The organism is uncultured Chitinophaga sp., from assembly GCF_902168175.1.
In the GTDB taxonomy this organism is placed as follows: Bacteria; Bacteroidota; Bacteroidia; order Chitinophagales; family Chitinophagaceae; genus Chitinophaga.
In genome coordinates this window covers 1-19545 of sequence record NZ_CABHOU010000024.1, presented here as the reverse complement: position 1 = coordinate 19545, position 19545 = coordinate 1, and the positions used below count along the sequence as shown (strand labels likewise).

The following is a 19545-nucleotide window of genomic DNA, read 5'->3' as shown; positions in this document are numbered from 1 at the left end:
TTTACGCTATTTGCAGTGATGGCGACATGATGGAGGGTATTTCTTCGGAAGCCGCTTCTATGGCCGGTCATCTGCAACTAGGTAACCTCATTTACTTCTACGACGATAATAATATTTCTATCGAAGGGGATACGGGCATCACTTTTACAGAAGATGTGGCTAAACGTTTTGAAGCTTACCATTGGCATGTGCAGGTAGTAAAGGATGGCAACGACCTCGAAGCCCTCTCGCAAGCCGTACACAACGCCATCGCAGAGAAAAACCGTCCCTCGCTGATCAAAGTGCGCACGCACATTGGTTATGGCAGTCCCAATAAGGTGGATACCGCCGGTGTACATGGCTCCCCATTGGGCGCCGACGAAATTAAACTGGTAAAACAAGGCTTCGGCTTTAACCCGGACGAATCGTTTGCGGTACCGGAAGATGTATTTAACTACTACCGCGAGGCGGGCGATAAAGGCCAACTGCTGGAAAAGGAATGGAACGAACTGTTTGCCGCGTACAAAAAGAAGTACCCCGAACTGGCCGCTACCTATCTCGAAGAAAGCAAAAATGAACTGCCTGCTGAGTGGCAACAAGACCTGCCGGTGTTTGACGTGGTAAAGGGCGGCATTGCTACGCGTAAAGCGTCTGGTAAGGTGCTGAACGCCATCGCTCCACACTTGCCCGCACTGCTGGGCGGCTCGGCCGACCTTTCGCCTTCTACGGACACGAACCTGGAAAAGTATACGTCCTTCGGCCCCAACGACCGCCTGGGCCGTAACTTCCACTTTGGTATCCGCGAACACGCGATGGGTGCGGTGTTAAACGGTATGGCCCTGTTACCGGGCACCATTCCGTACGGCGCTACCTTCCTCATATTCTCTGAATACATGCGCCCGCCCATCCGCCTGGCGGCTATCATGAAAATACGCCCCATCTACGTGTTTACGCACGATAGCATTGGTTTGGGCGAGGACGGTACCACGCATCAGCCTATTGAACAATTGGTATCACTGCGTTCGATCCCGAACCTTATCGTAATCCGTCCGGCCGATGCAAATGAAACTGCGCAGGCCTGGAGGGTGGCGATCGAACATAAAACGGGTCCGGTAGCCATTGTGCTTACCAGGCAAAACCTGCCGGTAATCGACCAGCAGCAGTATACAAAAGCAACTGAACTGGAAAAAGGGGCGTACATCGTATCGGAAGCACATGCCGAACCGGAACTGATACTGATGGCCACTGGTTCTGAAGTACAGTTGATCATGCAGGCACAGGCAAAATTGAAAGAAGAAGGTATTGCCGCACGCGTGGTGAGTATGCCTTCGTGGGAGCTGTTCGCTAAACAGGACGCATCTTATAAAGAGAAGGTGTTCCCCGCGAAACTGCGCAAGCGTATTTCTGTTGAAGCTGGTTCCACACTGGGTTGGAGTAAATATGTGACGGAAGATGGGGTGGCTATTGGTATCGATACCTTTGGCGAATCGGCCCCGGCGGAAACGCTGTTTAAACACTTCGGTTTAACCGTGGAAGAAATTGTTAAAAAAGCAAAAGCATTAAAATAACCAGATGGATTCATCGAATGTAAAAGTACTGTTCCTGGACGTGGGCGGTGTATTACTCACCAATGGATGGGGGCACCAGTCGCGGGAAAAAGCGGCGCAGTTGTTCAATATCAGTTACCCGGAAATGAACACCTTACACGAGTTCATTTTTAACGTGTACGAAATTGGCCGCATTACGCTGGACCAGTATCTCGACTTCACCGTATTTAATCACCCGCGCGACTTCACGAAGGAGGATTTTAAATCTTTCATGTTCTCCCAGTCGGAAATGCTATCGGATATGCTGCCATGGCTGATCGAATGGAAACAGTCGGGCTGCGGATTTCGTATTATTTCCATCAATAATGAAGGGAAGGAACTAAATGATTACCGCATCAAAAAGTTTAAGCTCCACGATTGCTTTGATGCGTTTGTATCGTCGTGTGATGTGGGCATGCGTAAACCCGACCCTGGTATTTTCCAGCTGGCAATGGGTATTGCACAGGTAAACCCTGAGCAGTGTTATTACTTCGACGACCGGGTAATGCTTACAGAAACCGCGAAGGGGCTGGGTATTAACGCCTTCCATCATACCGGTTTCGAAACCAGTAAAAGTATCATAGAAAAGTTATAATCGCCGGGAGCCCCAGGGCTCCCGGTTGTTTTTTATGCATGCTGCAAAAAAAGTATTAGCTTCCGAATAAGAAGTTAAAACCCGGTGAATATGACAGCAGAAGAAAAAAGACTGGCGCAGCATTATGATCAAGAGCAAAACTGGCTGAAATGGGGGCCTTATTTGTCGGAACGGCAATGGGGTACGGTAAGGGAAGACTACAGCCAGGACGGCAATGCCTGGAATTATGTGTCGCACGATATGGCCCGTAGTAAGGCCTATAAATGGGGAGAAGATGGTATTGCGGGCATCAGCGACGATAAACAAAAGCTTTGCCTGAGCCTGGCTCTCTGGAACGGCAAAGATCCTATCTTAAAAGAACGCCTCTTCGGCCTCGCTAACGGCGAAGGCAACCACGGCGAAGATGTTAAAGAACTCTATTATTACCTCGACAATGTTCCTACACATTCGTATCAGCAATACCTGTATAAGTATCCTCAGCAGGCGTTCCCTTATAACTGGCTGGTGGAGGAGAACCGGCGGCGTAACAAGCAGCAGCCCGAATTTGAACTAACGGATACGGGCATATTTTCCGAGCAGAAATATTACGATGTATTTATCGATTACGCCAAAGATGGCCCGGATGATATCTACATCCGTTATACGGTGTTTAACCGTGGCCCTGAAGCGGCTTTGCTGCACCTAATACCGCAAATCTTTTACCGCAATACCTGGTCGGCCCGCGTGCTGGAACAAAAGCCGCTGATTACCTATTCTGGCAATGGCACACTTGCCTTAACCGGCGGCGATGCAGGCAACTACTTTTGTTATGCGGATGGCGATCCCACTTTTCTGCTGACTAACAATGAAACCAATCAACAACGCCTCAGCGGCCGTGTGAACCACTCGCCGTACGTGAAAGATGCTTTCCATGAGCGTATTGTGTTTAACAATACGGCAGCGGTTAATCCTGCGCAGGAAGGTACCAAAGCGGGCCTATGGTACCAATTGAATATACCGGCGGGTGGCAGTGCCGAAGTGCGTATGCGGCTGGTGAATAAGCAGCAGGATAAACCCCTGTTGCAGTTCGATAAGGTGTTTGCAGACAGGAAACGCGAAGCCGATGAGTTCTATGCCATCAAACAGGAAAAAGTAACCTGTGAAGATGAGAAGCGTGTACAGCGCCAGGCCTGGGCAGGTATGTTCTGGAACAAACAGTTTTACAGTTACAATGTAAATCAATGGTTGCACGAAGACCCCGATCATATTCATTGCGAAGATTATAAACGTAACGGGCGTAACAGCGATTGGAAACACTTTGTAGCGGAAGATATCATCTCCATGCCCGATAAATGGGAGTATCCCTGGTTTGCCGCCTGGGACCATGCTTTCCACGCCCTCGCTTTCGCCCCGCTCGATCCTGATTTCGCAAAAGATCAGTTGAAGTTGTTCCTGGAGGTGAGGTATATGCACCCTAACGGCCAGTTACCCGCATACGAATGGGATTTCAGCGATGTAAACCCGCCCGTTCACGCCATGGCGGCTTACAAAGTGTTTAAGGCCGACTGGGCCATGAAGGGCAAGCCCGACTATGCTTTTCTCGAGGGTATTTTCCAGAAACTGCTGATGAACTTTACCTGGTGGGTAAACCGTAAAGACAGCAATGGCAACAACATATTCGAAGGTGGTTTCCTGGGGTTAGATAACATTGGGATCTTTAACCGCAGCGCGCCCGTACCCGGTGGCGGTTATCTTGAGCAGGCCGACGGCACCAGTTGGATGGCCATGTACTCGCTGAACCTCACGCAAATAGCGATGGAGTTAGCCCTGTACAACCCGGTGTATAAATCGATGGTAACCAAGTTCTCCGAACACTTCCTGTATATCGCAGGCTCCATTACCCATATGGGAGAGGAATCGCAAGGTTTGTGGGACGACCAGGACGGCTTTTATTACGATGTACTCCGCCGCCCCGATGGCTCCTGGGACAGGCTGCGGCTGCGTTCCATCGTGGGCCTGATCCCAATGTATGCCACCATCCTGTTCGATACGCCCACATGGGAAAAACTGCCGGACGTAAAAGAAGAACTCGACCGTTTCAGTCAGCGCCGCCCTGACCTGGCAGCGCTGGTAAGCCGCTGGAAAGATGAGAACGGGGATGAGCAGCACTTAATGTCGTTACTGCGTGGTCATCGGTTAAAACTTTTATTAAAGAGGATGTTAGATACTACAGAGTTCTTATCCGACTATGGTGTCCGGTCTCTCTCTAAGATATATGAACACCAGCCCTATGCGTACTTCCTGAATGGCGCCGATTATTCCGTACGGTATGTTCCCGGCGAGAGCGAAACCAATATGTTCGGTGGTAACAGTAACTGGCGCGGCCCCATCTGGCTGCCGCTCAATTACCTGCTCATCGACGCTTTATACAGTTTGCACGATTACTACACCGCCGACTTCCGGGTAGAGTACCCTACCAATTCCGGGCAATACCATTCACTGGCCGGGATAGCGGCAGCGTTAAGCGCAAGGTTGAAAAAGATATTTTTAAGAGATGAGAAGGGAGAGCGGCCCGTATTTGGTGGCGATCCCCTCTATAACAAAGATCCTCACTTCTCAGACTACATCCTGTTTTACGAATACTTTAACGGCGATAACGGCAAAGGCCATGGTGCCAGCCACCAAACCGGCTGGACGGGGCTTATTGCTGTTATGGACACACTGTGCCGCATTCACTAAACTTAAAGCTTTGCAGGATCAATAAGCTTGGGCAGCCATACCCGGAAACGTGAGCTGCTGTCGAGCGTATTGCCTGCCGAGGCGTAGTCGCAGAACACCAGCGAGGTGCCGGGTGCGCCGCCTTCTCTGTACGATTCCATGACTACGGGAGCGTTTACACGCAGCCATATGTTGCTGGTGGTGCCGGTTACAGGAGTGAGGTTGATGTATCCATCTTTGGCTACGGCCGTCAGTGGCATATCGCTATCCGGTCCGCCCAGCCTTGCATCGCGAGCAAGCAGCAGCGGCCCGCGGGTAATGGCGATGCGACGGTCTTGCTCGTGAACGCGGCCGCGCATATCCAGTTCGAGCGTAATACTGTCGCCGGTTTTCCAGGTGCGGTTAATGGCGAGGTAGCTGCCGGCTTTGGTATTGTTCACTGCTTCTCCGTTCACCGTTACGCTGCTTTTAGCGCTCCATTCGGGTACACGCATTTGAACGGTGAAAGCACTGGCCTTTGAAGGTTGCACGACGATAACCACTTTACCGTCTACAGGGTAGTTCGTTTGTTGCGCAATTACTGCTTTAACGCCGCCGGGTAAGGTTACATCGTATTTACCAGGCAGGTAAAAGTTGATGTGGAGGCCCTGTGCGTCGGTCATTACGGCGGTAGAGGGCAGGGTAAATAAACCACGCGGCCCGCTGGCTACGCAGCAGTTAGTGCCCATGTGGCATTGCTCGCTGCCTTCCATACGTAAACCGGCAAGCGGTGTATACTTAGCCCAGTCGCTGCCATCATTGGTCATGGAGGCCAGCAGGGCGTTGTAAAATGTTTGTTCAATAGCGTCTGCATACTTCGCATCGCCGGTAAGGCGTAACAGTTGCTGGCTTAGTTTGATCCAGGTGGCGGTTACACAGGTTTCCTGGTAATGTTTCATCGGTAAGGTCTGGTAAGCCTGCCCTCCGAACCAGCATTCCACCGCCGACCCCGAGCCCGCCAGGTTTATTTCGGTGCGACGGATATTGTCCCAAGTAACTTCCACTGCCTTTTTGTAAGCGTCGTTGCCCGTCACCCTGTACAGTTCCAGCAGTCCTTCGTAACACGACATCATCTCGTACGCTTTCTGCCCATTGTCCCAGCCAAACCACTTGTTAGGGGCAGGCTTTGGGAAACGTTTGGCCACATCGGTATTGCTTTTAGTGATCAGTTGCAGGCCACCCGGTTGTTCCCATTGTTGTACGATACGCTCGGCAAAGTCGAGGTATTTTTTGTTGCGGGTGCGGGTATATAATTGTACAACAGGCTCCAGTACAGAACTGGCCGCCATGCCCTGGTAGTTGCCCTGTTTAACGATCTGCACCTGCTTATCGTTCAGTTCCTTCATCAGGAAGTCAGCCTCTTTTACCGCCGCCTGCAGTGCTTTTTTATCATTGGTGATATCATAATAAGCCAGCAGGCCCAACATGCAGTACTTACGCCCCCAGATGTCCCATTGCTGGAAGTGTTTATCGTAGGCATAGTTGCCAATGTAACCATCCGGGGTTTGGGTGGCTATGAGTTCCTTTACGGCTTTGTCCAGCAGTGCCTTTAATTCGGGCGTAGGGCGGTACCGGTAAGCCTGTACGGCAGACGTAAACCACTTTCCCCAAAATTCACTTTGCCAGCACCTGTCCTCCGTTCGTTGCTTAAAAGGCGCTACTAGTTTGTCCACATCCTGTGCGAGGATGCGATGGTCGTAGGAGGCATTGAACTTACCGGCTGTATACCCGGTAAGTTGTTGTTGGTAAACGGGAGTAAGTACATCGGGCTGCTGTGCCAATACAGAAACAGGCAGGGCCAGGAGGAAGAGGAAGCGGTACATTGACGTGGATTTGTAATGGAGAGTAAGATAGGAAAAATTTGGTTGGATGTATATATGAGAGTGTGGTGTATACACCGCCGTGATGGGAGGAGCGGGGCTTCGCCCACTGTTGTTACAGCCGTTGAAGGGAGTGACACAACGGCGGCCCGATAGCCTTCCTGCTGTTTGTTCCTAAAAAAAATCCTGCCGTAAAGCAGGACTACCGTTCATATATCTCCAGCGGCAATCCATCTGGGTCCGTAAAAAATGTAAACTTCTTTTTTGTGATCTCGTCCACACGCACTTCTTCAACGGCCACGCCAAGCTGCTTAAGTTTCTGGGCTTCGGCCTGTACATCGTCGACCTCAAAGGCGAGATGGCGTAAACCCTGGGCTTCGGGGCGTGAGGGGCGGGCAGGAGGGGTGGGGAAAGTGAACAATTCGATCATATAGGTGCCTGCCAGTGCCAGGTCCAGCTTGTACGACTGCCGCTCGAGGCGGTATGTTTCCTTGATAATTTCAAAGCCAAGTACATTGGTATAGAAGGCTTTGGAACGCTCGTAGTCGGAACAGATAATGGCAATATGATGAATTTTATTCAGCTTTAACATAGACAAACCCGTTGGTAGAAATCCCGGCAAAGCTAAATAAATATTCTTTGCTGGCCGGATTATTGTGGCGTGGAAACGTATGAAAAATAAGAAAGCTGATATCATTACGGAGCTGGTAACGCTCATTCAGAAAGGAAACGCGCATGTTTCGATGGCGGATGCAGTGGCGAAATTACCGGCGGAGTTAAGGGGTAAGAAGGTACAGAACCTGCCTTATTCGATCTGGCAACTGGTGGAGCATTTGCGTATTACCCAGTGGGATATTGTGGAGTTCTGTATTTCCGCAGATCATAAAAGCCCCGACTGGCCCAAAGGGTATTGGACGGCTAACAAAACCGAGGTGGATGATAAAACCTGGAAAGCCTCGCTCAAACAAATTGAGGAGGACCAGGAAAGGTTCTTTAAACTATTGAAAGAAGCGGGCGACGACCTCCTCACACCGTTCGAATGGGGAAGCGGACAGTCGCTGTTCCGCGAAGCGGTGCTGATTGCCGATCACAATGCCTACCATACAGGCGAAATACTTGTATTACGCCGGCTTATGGATGCCTGGGATTAACGTCTACGTTCACCTGCTCACCGTACTCGGCCAAGGCTTTTTTCAGCTCTTCCTCGTTCGTAAGATCAAGGCGCAGTGGCGTAACCGACACAAAACCATTATCTACCGCCCAACGGTCGGTGCCTTCTTCGGCAGGTTCAAGCGGGGTTACGGTAAACCAGTAGTGCTTGCGGTTCATCGGATCTACGCCTGGAACAATAGTGCCGTCGTACAATCGTACCGACTGCCTCGTCCAGCGAATACCCTGTGCATCTGGCGGGAAGTTTACATTATACAGGCTGAGTCCTGGTTTGTCCAGCAGCAACTGCAGTACTTCCACTACATAAGGTTCCAGTGCTTCGAAGTCAGGTTCTGTTTTGCCCACCGGTGTGCTCAGCGCAATACCTTTTATGCCCAATAACACGGCCTGCTTGGCAGCGGCCAGCGTACCCGAGTGCCACATCCCGTTGCCCAGGTTAGGCCCCATGTTAATGCCCGACAGTACAACATCAATATTGGAAAGATGGGTACCCAGCGCCACACAATCGGCCGGTGTACCGTTTACACGATAAGCCTCAATGCCCTCAAATTGTATGGGCGATTTCTTATAGGATAGCGGGCGGGAATGCGTTACTGCATGGCCCATAGAGGATTGTTCCACATCAGGAGCCACCACCTTTACTTCTCCGAAACGGGAAGCCGCTTTGGCCAGGGCCGCAATGCCCGGACTATAAATGCCGTCGTCGTTTGTGATAAGTATCTTCATACCCATTCAGGCTTCCAATATCATGCCACCGACTTGGCCCTCTTTTTGCCAAACGCTAGTATATGAAACAACCAATGAAAACTGTAAACTTATTGCATAATCCCAAAGCTGGCGATAAAGAACATTCTGAAGATGATTTGATTAAACTGATCGAAGCCACCGGATTCAAATGCATTTACTCCTCCACCAAAGAAAAAGGCTGGAAGGACATAGCCCCGGAAGTTGATTTTTTAGCAGTAGCAGGTGGCGATGGCACAGTACGAAAAGTAAGTGTGGCCATGTTATCGGGCGAAGCGGGCGATAAAAAGAATTACCCCATCGCACTGCTTCCCAAAGGAACTGCCAATAATATTGGTAAATCATTGGAGATAAGCGGGACGGAAAAGGAGATTATAAAATCGTGGCGCGATGAGCATGTGCGTAAATTTGATGTGGGTAAGATCAGCGGTTTTGCAGAAACAATGTACTTCCTGGAAGGCTTTGGTTTCGGCGTATTTCCCAAACTGATGAACGATATGCGTGATGGTGCCGATAAAAAAGATGTGTCGCCCGAAGAACGTATCGACAATGCCTTACACGTACTGCACGATATTATCGACAACTACAAAGCCAAACCCTGCCAGTTGGTGATCGATGGTGTAGATCATTCCGGTAATTTTTTGCTGATAGAAGTAATGAATACCCCATCGCTTGGCCCGAATCTTGATCTGAACCCTTCAGCCAATACAAATGATGGCGAGTTTGAAGTGATACTGATCGCGGAGAACCAGCGGGAAAAGTTTGCCACTTATATCTGGGATAAGATGAAAGATGGTAATACGCCCTTCACGTTCTCCACCCTTAAGGCAAAAGAGATCACACTTACATGGGAAGGCGTTCACGCACATGTAGACGATGAAGTGATCAAAGATGTAAAAGGAATCGTTTTTGAGATCCGCGTAAAAGAAGGAGCGATAGAATTCTACGTACCTGGCATACAGGACGGCATCGATAAAAATTAACCGATACACACTGGATACATGTAAATCAGGCGTTGCAAAAGGCAGCGCCTTTTTTCATTTTAACAATTCCTAAAGGTTACCTTTCGCCTGCGTTTTGCATAAAGAAGAAATATCCCATTATGCGCAGTTCATTGTTTTACTGGGCAGCAGTACCGGCATTTATGCTGGTGTACAGTTGCCAGGCTGGCCGTTCCTACGCTCGTGACGAGCAGGTACAAACAGTATCGGATTCCACAACAGTCGCTCAAAGAGAGCACAACATGCTTTCCCTCACTTCCGCTGAACGAAAGCGAATACGCAGCGCAGATTTTCGTTGTCGCGTAAACAACGTACAGCAAACATCCGAACGCGTAGAACGTTTAGTACGTTCGTTAAACGGTGTCGTGGAAGAAAGTACACAACAGAACGAGTACCGTTCTTCTAAAGACATTCGTTACAAACCGGATTCGATTAAACGTGTACAACTTTACACCACCACGTCTAATATCCGGTTACGTGTACCCGTAACTCACCTCGATTCGGTAGTGTACACACTGTCCGCACTCTCTTCATTCGTCGATGCCCGCAAGCTTTCCGACAAGGATGCTTCACTGCTTTACCTGTCGAATGAATTACAAAACGAATCTACCCCGGCACCAGTACTCGCGCCCACGCGCAACGACAAGGCAATAGACATGAACGCCGTGCAGGCTGATAAAACCGCCGAAGCTGTTCACCGGAAAATCGAGAACCTGCAGATTAGGGAGGACGTAGCTTATTCGACGATCACACTGCAACTTTATCAACCTGAAACGGCGGATGTGCAGGTGTTGGTGAACCCTGATTACGTAACCAGTACGCCGTTCGCCACGGCTTCCCTTAATGCACTGCGCGATGGAGCTGGTGCTGTTTTGGGCTTCGCTGTTGTGCTTATTGCGTTGTGGCCATTATGGATTTTAGCTGGATTAGGGTATTGGGGATATAGGAGGTTTGGGAAGAAGGTGTTAGCGGGGTAAATATCTCCCCCCTCCATCCTCCGGTAAATTTTTCTAAATTTGCCCCAGACCGGCCTACGTCGGCTCGACCAAAAAACTATGGAATTGATGAATGAATCGACTTACCAGGCTGCCGGTAAGATTTCGGGTTTAGTTGAAGATCACTTTTTAAAACATATAGCCGTAGCGGAAGAGAATGGGGAAGAAGATCTGGCCGCGGTACCCTCAGCGAAGATCATTGAAACGATGATCGATGTGGCCTTTTGGGCCAGTTTGCGGAAAGAAGAGGGTAACGAACCCCGTATATCCCTGGCATTTCTGAAACCCAGCCAGGCTGGCCGCCCGCTGTTATTTGAAAAAAAGCTGGCCCTTACGCCCAAGGTGCTTACCAAACTGGCGCCCGGTGTGGAACGTGCTGGTGTATACGTGGGCGTATGGTACGAAAACGGGGAGCTTTGCATTTGGGGAACTACCATCAAACTACCTAATTATTGTTTTGTATTGGATGTGTCGGAACCCGGACTGCTGGTGGTTAAACACCGCCGCATCATTGGCCTGGGTAAGTTCGCCAACGTGGCGGTGCTGAAGGGCGACCAGGTGAAACTGGTAGATGAAGAAAGTGCGACCCTTAACGATACGCCGGCCATACTGGCCTCGCTGCTTGGCCATAATGCGTCGGGACAGTGGAATAACTATGTAAATGTACTCATCCAGATTGCCGTATCCATGCGCGCCCATAGGCACGGAGGCATCCTGCTGGTAACGCCTTATGGCTCTGATACCTGGAAAGAATCGATCATACACCCGCTGCAATACCGGATAGAGCCGGCCTTTACGGGTGTGGCGGACCTGCTGCGGCAAGACAGCAATAAGGTAAGCGAAATATACTGGCAAAATGCGCTGCGCCGCGAGGTGGAGAACATTACCGGGCTTACTGCTGTAGACGGCGCTACCCTGGTAAATGACCGCCACGAACTGCTGGCCTTTGGCGCAAAAATTATGCGCGCCAGCCGCTCGGAACCTGTAGAACAGGTGTTGTGGATGGAGCCGATCGTAGGAGGGCATCCCTCCCTGATACATCCGTCCAGCATAGGTGGTACCCGCCACCTCTCTGCCGCCCAGTTCATACACGACCAAAACGACTCTATCGCACTGGTGGCTTCGCAGGACGGTAACTTTACCATCTTTTCCTGGTCGGCCCAAACGCAAATGGTGCAGGCCCACAGGATCGACAGCCTTTTATTGTAACATGATTGATGGAAGGGACTGGCCCGGAGGTATCATATGCTTCCAGGCCAGTCCCTTTGCTGTTACACAGCTGTAGCAAGCCATTTGTACCAGGTAAGTATTAGGAAGATATTAGCATTGTACTAGAATTATATTAGGATTACCCAACCTGTACTAACGGATTGCTAACAATGTGCACACGCTTTGCCTAACCCCGCAGGATGATCTGAAAACCTGTTTAGAATTGCCGCCGCGCTCCATTAACAAACGACAAATACGACAAAAACGACAAAAACGACACGCAATTTTTCCATGCTGGGGCGAACGTATAATATTGTGAAAACAAGGCGGCTTTGCCTCGTTATCATTCACCAAAACATACGATCATGTACGGAAAAAATATACGAAGAAGGCTGGAAGATGCACTGAGCGGCCTAACGGTCATAAAGGTGGCCGATGGTCTTAAAGTACGCCGCAAGCGCGGCCCCAAAAGAGAGCAGGTACTCAATGCGCCCGAATTCGAAAACTCACGCAGCAGCCTGTTCGAATTTACCAATGCCAGCAGAGCAGGCAAAGTCCTGCGTGATGCACTATGGGAGGGTATACGTCGGGCTGGCGATACCCGTATGCACCTTCGGTTAACCAGTGCAATCTGCAAAATAGCTAAAACGGATTTGAAGAGCGGGCTGGGTGAACGTAACCTGCTGGATGGTGGCGCGCATCAGTTACGGGGATTCGAATTCAATGGTAATTGCTCGCTGGGCCGAACGTTGTATGCGCCTTGTAAAACAGTTACTGATCGGGGTAATGGTACGGTAACGGTGACGGTGCCTGCCTTCTCCCCGCAAAGGGCGGTGCGCTGTCCTGCTGGTGCCACGCATTTTATATTACATGCTGTTACGGCGGCGGTGAACTTTCATTCAGGGAAGTCGTTAAAGGCTCATGTTGCATCTGACCTGCTGGATGTAAACGCGCTGAAAATGGGTGATGTAAAACTGGAGATGCAAGTGCCGGGAGCGGGTAATCTGCCTCTGTTCACAGCATTTGGGATATACTTTGTGCAGGTGGAGCACGGACACGTGTATGATCTGGAAAACAGGAAGTACAACGCTTTGCAGCTGGTGGATGTAAACGTTGTGGAAGAAGGGGAGGTGCCAGAGGAGGAAGAAGAAGAGGAGGTACATCCGTCCGCAGAAAGGCCTGAAAGTGGCGGCCAGACGGGCGGACGGATGTATGTTCCTGAATCAGGTGATGATATAACTGGTTACCGGGTCAGTTTCTTTAAACCTCTTGTAATCTCTACTTTCCGGAACTCCACCTCGGAGCCTTCGGCCTGCAGTGCAATATTGCCTTCGCTTACGGTGCAGTTGGTGCCGTGGTTGACGAGATCTCCATTCACCCAAACCTTTACCTCGTTACCCAGGCACTCGAGTACCATGGTATTCCATTCGCCTTCGGGCTTTTCGGAATTATCGGTAAGGTTCTTAATGCGGCGTTCTTTGCCGTCTACAGCGCCCCAGTTGGCTTTAGGGCCGCGGCGTGATTCCATGTCGGGTACGGTGATATCTTCGCCGATACACCAGAAGTCACCGGCGTTTTTTGTCATGAGCTGTGCTTCTATCGACTTAGGGAACATGCCGTATAACACCCTTGGGGTGGAGGCGTGTACGAGTACGCCGCAGTTACCGGGTTTGGCGGCAAAGCGGTACTCCACCTGCAGGCGGTAGTTCTTGTAAACAGAATCAGTAATGATGTGGCCTTGTGGATTGGCAAGACTTACCAGGTATCCATTACGGATGATAAAAGGGCTTTGGGCCGTAGTATCCTTATCCAGCGCGGGTACATCGATGTGCCAGCCGGAAAAATCTTTAAAGTTGAACAGGCTGTAAGTTTGTGCTTTAGCGGCGGTAGTAGCCAGTAAAGCGAAAGCTGCCAAAAGTAAGGGCTTCTTCATAATGTGGGTTTGTGGTAAGATAGAGATTTTATGGAAGTTTAGCCACCAGTTTTTCGGGCATGTACTTCAATGCGGTGTAGATCAGTTTCCATTTGAAACCGGGAACGATCGTGAAGCCGCTGCCTGCATTGACCACTGCGCTGGCAATGAAAGAGGGCTCCAGCATCAACGACTCCGGCAGGTTCAGTCCTGCCGTCATCTTACTGCGGATGTAGCCGGCCACTACCACGTTAACGGTAATACGGCGGCTGAACAGGTACTGTCGTAACCCGGCGAGGTATTGGGTAAAGGCGGATTTGGTGCTGCCGTAAATAAAATTGCTCTTCCTGCCCCTTACGCCCGACAGCGACGAAAGGCCGATAATCCGCTCCAGCCGGGTGTTCTGTTTATCCATGGCAATAATGTTGATAATGGATACGGCCCCGGCGTAATGCACCTGCATCATCCTGAAACTACCTTCCCAGTCGAGCAGGGCCTCTTCGTTATGTTTGAGGTAACCGGCAGCGTACAGCACGATGTGCGGCTTCTCCGTCAGTTGTGCATAAAACGCAGCGTGACTGGCAAAATCGGCGGCATCGAAGTAGCGCACCTGTACATGCTGAAGGTCCGCTGTAAAGCGCTGTAACTCATCGGTGCTGCGGCTTGCGGCAATTACATGGTAGCCTTTGGCGACGTACTGAAGCAGGGCTGCTTTGGCAACGTCGGAATTGGCACCGAGGATTAGAACGGTTTTAGTTTGCATGTCAGTCGTTTAGGGTGGCAAAGATAGAAAATAACACCACCTCGCGATAACATCGTGTTAGGAAAGTAGCATCGCGATCCTTATTTTTAGCCATCCTATTAAAACCCTGTCTATGAAAAAAGTATTGATCCTGTTGTTATCCATCGTAGGCATGGCCTGCCAGAAGCCGCTGCCACGCGAAAAACAGAACGAAGAAAAAAACCGGAAGGTCCTCATGAAAAACGGTATACGGTTCGAGAGAGCGTATAATTATGAAGCCGGCGATACGGTGCATGGTAAGTTGGTGTCTGTATCTGAATATGATGAAAAGGGCCGCCTCACACGCAGAATGAACATGTCGGATAATGGACGCGGGCCTGTTAACGCTGTGGAGGACTTTAGCTATAATAAAGACGGAAAGGTGGAGGAAGTGTTGTATAAAACAATGTTGTTTATCAGTAAGATAAAATATGTGTATGATGCTGCCGGCAATAACACCGAACGTAATGTGTACACTGATTCTGTACTCGAACGCCGTATTTTGATGAGTTACGACAAACGGGGAAATATTGCTACGATGGAGTCGCTGAAAGAAGACAAGATCGATTACCGGATGGAATATACGTATAATGATTTTGATGAAGAGGCATCGTCGAAACGCATCGATGCCAGTGGAAGCGAACGTTCCAGTTCGAAATTGCTGACACGTACCGATACCAGCATGCGCTGGGAGGTGCGCAGCGAAGATGGGGCTACACAGGTAGAAAATCTGCTGGACAAAAATGGTAATCTTATTTTGATAAGAAATTATAAAAACGGGGTTATCACCGGTCAAACGAAGTACAGGTATGATGCGGATAATCTGCTCATCGAAATTCACCAGTTAAGCGCAAACAACGAGGAGCAGCTGACACGTTTTAAGCGCAGCAAAGACTAATAAAACTTTTATGAAGAACAGGTACATTTTATTTATTCCACTGTTATGTGCAGCTTCCACGTTAAAGGCACAGCAGCCGTTAAAGCTTTGGTATAACAAACCCGCCACTGCCTGGCAGGAAGCGCTGCCCGTAGGTAATGGCAAAATAGGGGCGATGGTATTTGGTAAGCCGGAAGATGAGTTGCTGCAACTGAACGAGAGCTCGCTGTGGAGCGGTGGCCCGGTGAAAGGTAATCCAAACCCGCAGGCTGCTTCGTACCTGAAACCCATACGCGAAGCGTTGTTCAATGAAGAAGATTACTCCAAAGCCGACCAGCTGACGCGTAAAATGCAGGGACTCTATACTGAATCGTTCCTGCCGCTGGGCGACCTGATGATACACCAGAACCTAAAAGGCGCTACGCCCTCCAACTACTACCGCGACCTGGACTTTACCACCGCTGTAGCAAAAACGACATTTAAGGTCAACAATATTACTTACACCCGCGAGGTATTTACATCTGCCCCGGACAATATTATGATCGTCCGCATCAGTGCTAATCAGCCTAAAGCGATTACCCTGGATGTGGCAGCAAAAAGCCAGCTGCGTTACCGCTTATCTTCCAATGGAAGTAATGAGCTGGTGATGAGCGGAAAGGCGCCTTCGCATGTAGATCCGAATTATTACAACCCGAAAGACAGGGAACATGTGATTTACGAAGAGCCGGGCAGCTGCAATGGCATGCGTTACCAGGTGCGTACACGTGCAACTGTAAAAGACGGTAAACTACTGGCCGATACGTCGGGTATTCATATCAGCGGCGCTTCTGAAGTGCTGTTGTATGTGGCTGCCGCTACCAGTTTCAATGGATATGATAAATGTCCGGATACAGAAGGTAAAGACGAAAAGGCGATTACAAAATCGCTGGTGCAAAAGGCGATGCAAAAAGGTTACAAATCGGTGTTTGCCGCGCACAAGGCCGACTTCGCGAAGTATTTCAACAGGGTTAATTTTGAAGTAGATGGAGAGAAGCCGGTCAATGCCCAGCCCTCCGATGAACGTTTGCAGACCTACGCCACTGGTGTGTCCGATCCCGGACTGGAAATACTGTACTTCCAGTATGGCCGTTACCTGCTGATATCGTGTTCGAGGCCGGGTAGTCCGCCAGCGAACCTGCAGGGCATGTGGAACAAAGAATTACGTGCGCCCTGGAGTTCAAATTATACCATCAACATCAATACCCAGATGAACTACTGGCCTGCAGAGGTAACTAACCTCAGCGAAATGCACCAGCCGCTGCTCGACTGGATGCAGCATTTGTCGGTAGTGGGCAGGCGTACGGCGAAAGAGTTTTACCAGGCCAACGGCTGGGTGGCCAACCACAACTCCGATATCTGGTGCGAGGCTAATCCTGTTGGCGATGTTGGTAATGGTGATCCTACCTGGGCGAACTGGCCGATGGGGGGTAACTGGCTTGCCCGCCACCTGTGGGAACACTATCTGTATACCGGCGACAAACAATTCCTGGCCACCAAGGCGTACCCGGTGATGAAAGGCGCGGCCCAATTCAGTGCCGACTGGCTCATTAAGGATAAAGATGGTTTCCTGGTAACCGCCCCATCTACCACCCCAGAAAATAAGTTTAAAGATAAAAACGGGAAAGGGCAGGGCGTGTCGGTGGCTACCACTATGGATATGTCTATCATCCGCGACCTGTATACCAACCTGCAGGAAGCTAACCGCATACTCGGTCAGGACCCCGCGTTCGGTACTAAACTGGGCGAAGAAATAAAAGCGCTGTACCCATTTAAGATTGGTTCCAAAGGGCAGTTGCAGGAGTGGTACAAAGATTTTCCGGAAACAGAACCAGAACACCGGCATGTGTCGCACTTGTACGGCTTACATCCGGGTACGCAAATCACGCCAGAACAACCAGCTTTGTTTGCTGCTGCCAAAAAAACACTGGAGTTGCGTGGCGATGGTGGTACCGGCTGGAGCAAAAGCTGGAAAATCAACTTCTGGGCACGTTTGCTCGATGGCGATCATGCGCATATGCTCATCCGCCAGCTGATGAAGTACATGCCGGCGACCGGTAACGGTGCTGGTGGCACTTATCCAAACTTCTTCGATGCACATCCCCCGTTCCAGATAGATGGTAACTTTGCCGGCACGGCCGGTATGGCCGAAATGCTGTTGCAAAGTCATCGCCAGTATGAACCAGGACTGTACGAAACACACTTGCTGCCAGCCCTGCCATCGGCATGGAAAACAGGCCGTATTACCGGGCTTAAAGCACGTGGTAACATCACGGTGGATATCAGTTGGGAGAATGGGAAGTTTAAATCGGCGAAACTGGTATCAGTGAATGGTGGTAAACTGGTGGTGAGGGTGAATGCACCGGCAACCGTAAAAGGTGTAAAATTTGAACAGGGGCCGGATGGACTGATGCTGCTAAATGCGACTAAAGGAGAGGCATACACGATATTGCCTAAATGATAAAGGGAGAAGGCCGTTGCAATGTAGCAACGGCCTTCTCCCTTTTATTTCAAACCCAGCAACCCGGGTAAATCGTGCATACTATAAAACACCTGCGCCCCTTCTTTCTTTAATTCCACCGGGTTAGAATGTTTCGCGTACCCAAACACCTTAAAACCTCCGCTCACACCAGCAGTAACGCCCGCCCTGCTATCTTCCACTACCACACAGTCTGCAGGCGCAAAGCCCATTTGTTTGGCCGCGTGCAGGAATATGCCCGGATCTGGTTTCCAGCTATTGATATCGTAGCCGCTGTAAATGCGGTCGCCGAAGTAAGGCAACAGGCCGGTAAGGTTCAGGTTCAGTTTAATCTTTTCCACTGGTCCGCTCGATGCTACGCAAAACGGTATCGAGAGGCTGGAAAGTAATTCTGGTATACCGTCTACAGGTAATACCTCCGTTTGAAAAACTTTATAGGATTGCTCCCGGAACGACTGTTCGAAGTTTGACGGGAACGGCGAGGCGGCCTGTGTTTGCAATACGTTAAGTACATCCCGCAGGCGGCGGCCGCTGAATTCGTCCACAGCCTCGGTGAAGTCCTTGGTTACGCCATATTCGGCCGTCATATCGAGTAACACTCTGATACCGATCGTTTCACTATCTACCAATACGCCATCACAATCAAAAATGATACATCCAGGTTGAATCATAAGTAGTCTGCTTAATTAAAATATTAGGTTCATTAGCTTTTACAGGCAGGGGGATGCTGATATGCGTAAATATATAAAATTCTGGCATTTATAGGGAAAAGTTTGAAATCATGGGTTAGATAGCGCTGATCCGGGGGCGGGTTATATATACATCTTTAAAGACAAAATGTTTTAAGAATGATCGCTGAGGTGTTAGATAAATTTCAAAATGTGTGTAATGCTGCTAACACCAACAACACAAAACAAAATAGATTTAATGAAGGCAGGATTAGCAAATTAGCAAGTATCGTTATCAGTGTATTTTGAGAACGTGTTGTATTTTTTTGATTAGAAAAAACGTTAACTTTATTGAAGTGATTAAGTAATAAAATAATGGTGAACAATACAATTACGATATTAGTTGCGCTTGTTTTTATAACAACAATGTCTATTCCTCTTTTCAGAATCCTGAAAAGTAGGTTTGCCCGGGTAAAAAAAATCAGGATTCAGGGAAAAAGCGGCGAAACTGCCGAACTTGACCTCGAAAGGAAAAATGATGTAAATGCTGTAATTGATTTTGCAGATATACTCCTTGGTCTAAAATAGTTTTTTTGGTAAAAGCAACACCTCAAACGTCCTCAAAAAAGACGATTTCCAATAACGTAGATAATATAGCCGGTGCCGGCGGCGGAATGGTTTTATTAAGCCTGGCGCAAAATTTACCTGATAGTAATGTTTTTAAGTCATGGTTAATTATTTTGGCACCTGTGCTTACGCTCGCTATAAAATCGTTATGGAATATTTGTTCTCCCGAAATATCATTTATCATTAAAAAATTCAAAACCAGAAAAGCAAGAATCAATTTGTTAACCCGGATTGACACCTTATTAAAAGATCCTGATATCAGTGAAGAAAAGAAAAAAATGCTAAGGGATAAAAGCGAGCAGGTGAGACTTTCGGTTATCGATGAACTTA

Annotated in this window: 16 protein-coding genes; 10 read left to right on the top strand and 6 right to left on the bottom strand. The window is 49.3% G+C overall.

All coding sequences use genetic code 11. The annotated features are described in order from the left end of the window. The 3 genes from QZT80_RS03410 to QZT80_RS03400 all read left to right on the top strand — a co-directional run. Window positions 1-1547: transketolase (locus tag QZT80_RS03410; protein ID WP_295117655.1), on the top strand; the 1547-nt coding region annotated here is incomplete at its 5' end. Window positions 1548-1551: 4 nt separating this feature from the next. Beyond that, window positions 1552-2160 carry an HAD-IA family hydrolase gene (locus tag QZT80_RS03405; protein ID WP_295117652.1) on the top strand — a complete coding sequence of 203 codons (609 nt, stop codon included), beginning with the start codon at window positions 1552-1554 and terminating at the stop codon, window positions 2158-2160. A 90-nt stretch (window positions 2161-2250) separates the two neighbouring features. Continuing rightward, complete coding sequence (locus QZT80_RS03400; RefSeq protein ID WP_295117650.1) at window positions 2251-4878, top strand: glucosidase; 2628 nt, start codon at window positions 2251-2253, stop codon at window positions 4876-4878. A gap of 2 nt (window positions 4879-4880) precedes the next feature. Here the strand turns inward: QZT80_RS03400 and QZT80_RS03395 are convergent, their stop codons facing one another. Together QZT80_RS03395 and QZT80_RS03390 are read right to left on the bottom strand one after the other, a co-directional pair. After that, the gene (locus tag QZT80_RS03395; protein ID WP_295117647.1) at window positions 4881-6719 is read right to left on the bottom strand and encodes a beta-L-arabinofuranosidase domain-containing protein; all 1839 of its coding nucleotides are present in this window, start codon (window positions 6717-6719) and stop codon (window positions 4881-4883) included. Between the two features lie 199 nt (window positions 6720-6918). Next, the gene (locus QZT80_RS03390) at window positions 6919-7308 is read right to left on the bottom strand and encodes a VOC family protein (RefSeq protein ID WP_295117644.1); all 390 of its coding nucleotides are present in this window, start codon (window positions 7306-7308) and stop codon (window positions 6919-6921) included. A gap of 79 nt (window positions 7309-7387) precedes the next feature. On the opposite strand from QZT80_RS03390, the gene QZT80_RS03385 reads away from it, so the two are divergent. Next, complete coding sequence (locus tag QZT80_RS03385) at window positions 7388-7867, top strand: DinB family protein (RefSeq protein ID WP_295117641.1); 480 nt, start codon at window positions 7388-7390, stop codon at window positions 7865-7867. On the opposite strand, the gene surE is transcribed toward QZT80_RS03385, so the two are convergent. Next, entirely contained in the window at window positions 7848-8612 is a 765-nt protein-coding gene (surE, locus tag QZT80_RS03380; RefSeq protein WP_295117638.1) for a 5'/3'-nucleotidase SurE, read from the bottom strand. The genes QZT80_RS03385 and surE overlap by 20 nt on opposite strands. Before the next feature lie 62 nt (window positions 8613-8674). Between surE and QZT80_RS03375 the strand changes: the two genes are divergently transcribed. From QZT80_RS03375 to QZT80_RS03365, 3 genes are all read left to right on the top strand, one after another. Then, window positions 8675-9613: a diacylglycerol kinase family protein gene (locus tag QZT80_RS03375; protein WP_295117635.1), complete on the top strand. Its 939-nt coding sequence runs from the start codon at window positions 8675-8677 to the stop codon at window positions 9611-9613. Window positions 9614-9732: 119 nt separating this feature from the next. Then, entirely contained in the window at window positions 9733-10608 is an 876-nt protein-coding gene (locus QZT80_RS03370; RefSeq protein WP_295117632.1) for a DUF4349 domain-containing protein, read from the top strand. 78 nt (window positions 10609-10686) lie between these two features. Further along, the gene (locus QZT80_RS03365) at window positions 10687-11835 is read left to right on the top strand and encodes a putative sensor domain DACNV-containing protein (RefSeq protein ID WP_295117629.1); all 1149 of its coding nucleotides are present in this window, start codon (window positions 10687-10689) and stop codon (window positions 11833-11835) included. Between the two features lie 1243 nt (window positions 11836-13078). On the opposite strand, the gene QZT80_RS03360 is transcribed toward QZT80_RS03365, so the two are convergent. Together QZT80_RS03360 and QZT80_RS03355 are read right to left on the bottom strand one after the other, a co-directional pair. Then, window positions 13079-13768 carry a DUF1080 domain-containing protein gene (locus QZT80_RS03360; protein WP_295117626.1) on the bottom strand — a complete coding sequence of 230 codons (690 nt, stop codon included), beginning with the start codon at window positions 13766-13768 and terminating at the stop codon, window positions 13079-13081. Window positions 13769-13796: 28 nt separating this feature from the next. Next, entirely contained in the window at window positions 13797-14510 is a 714-nt protein-coding gene (locus QZT80_RS03355) for an SDR family NAD(P)-dependent oxidoreductase (protein ID WP_295117623.1), read from the bottom strand. Window positions 14511-14622: 112 nt separating this feature from the next. On the opposite strand from QZT80_RS03355, the gene QZT80_RS03350 reads away from it, so the two are divergent. Both QZT80_RS03350 and QZT80_RS03345 read left to right on the top strand, forming a co-directional pair. Beyond that, a complete protein-coding gene (locus QZT80_RS03350; protein ID WP_295117620.1) occupies window positions 14623-15426 on the top strand; it encodes a hypothetical protein in 804 nt (267 codons plus the stop codon). 10 nt (window positions 15427-15436) lie between these two features. Beyond that, window positions 15437-17902, top strand: a complete 2466-nt coding sequence (locus QZT80_RS03345) for a glycoside hydrolase family 95 protein (protein ID WP_295117617.1) — start codon at window positions 15437-15439, stop codon at window positions 17900-17902. Window positions 17903-17946: 44 nt separating this feature from the next. On the opposite strand, the gene QZT80_RS03340 is transcribed toward QZT80_RS03345, so the two are convergent. Further along, window positions 17947-18591, bottom strand: coding sequence for an HAD-IA family hydrolase (locus QZT80_RS03340; RefSeq protein ID WP_295117615.1), 645 nt, complete (start codon window positions 18589-18591; stop codon window positions 17947-17949). A 590-nt stretch (window positions 18592-19181) separates the two neighbouring features. Here QZT80_RS03340 and QZT80_RS03335 point away from each other — a divergent pair. Continuing rightward, the coding region (locus QZT80_RS03335; protein WP_295117613.1) for a hypothetical protein at window positions 19182-19545 on the top strand (364 nt) is incomplete at its 3' end.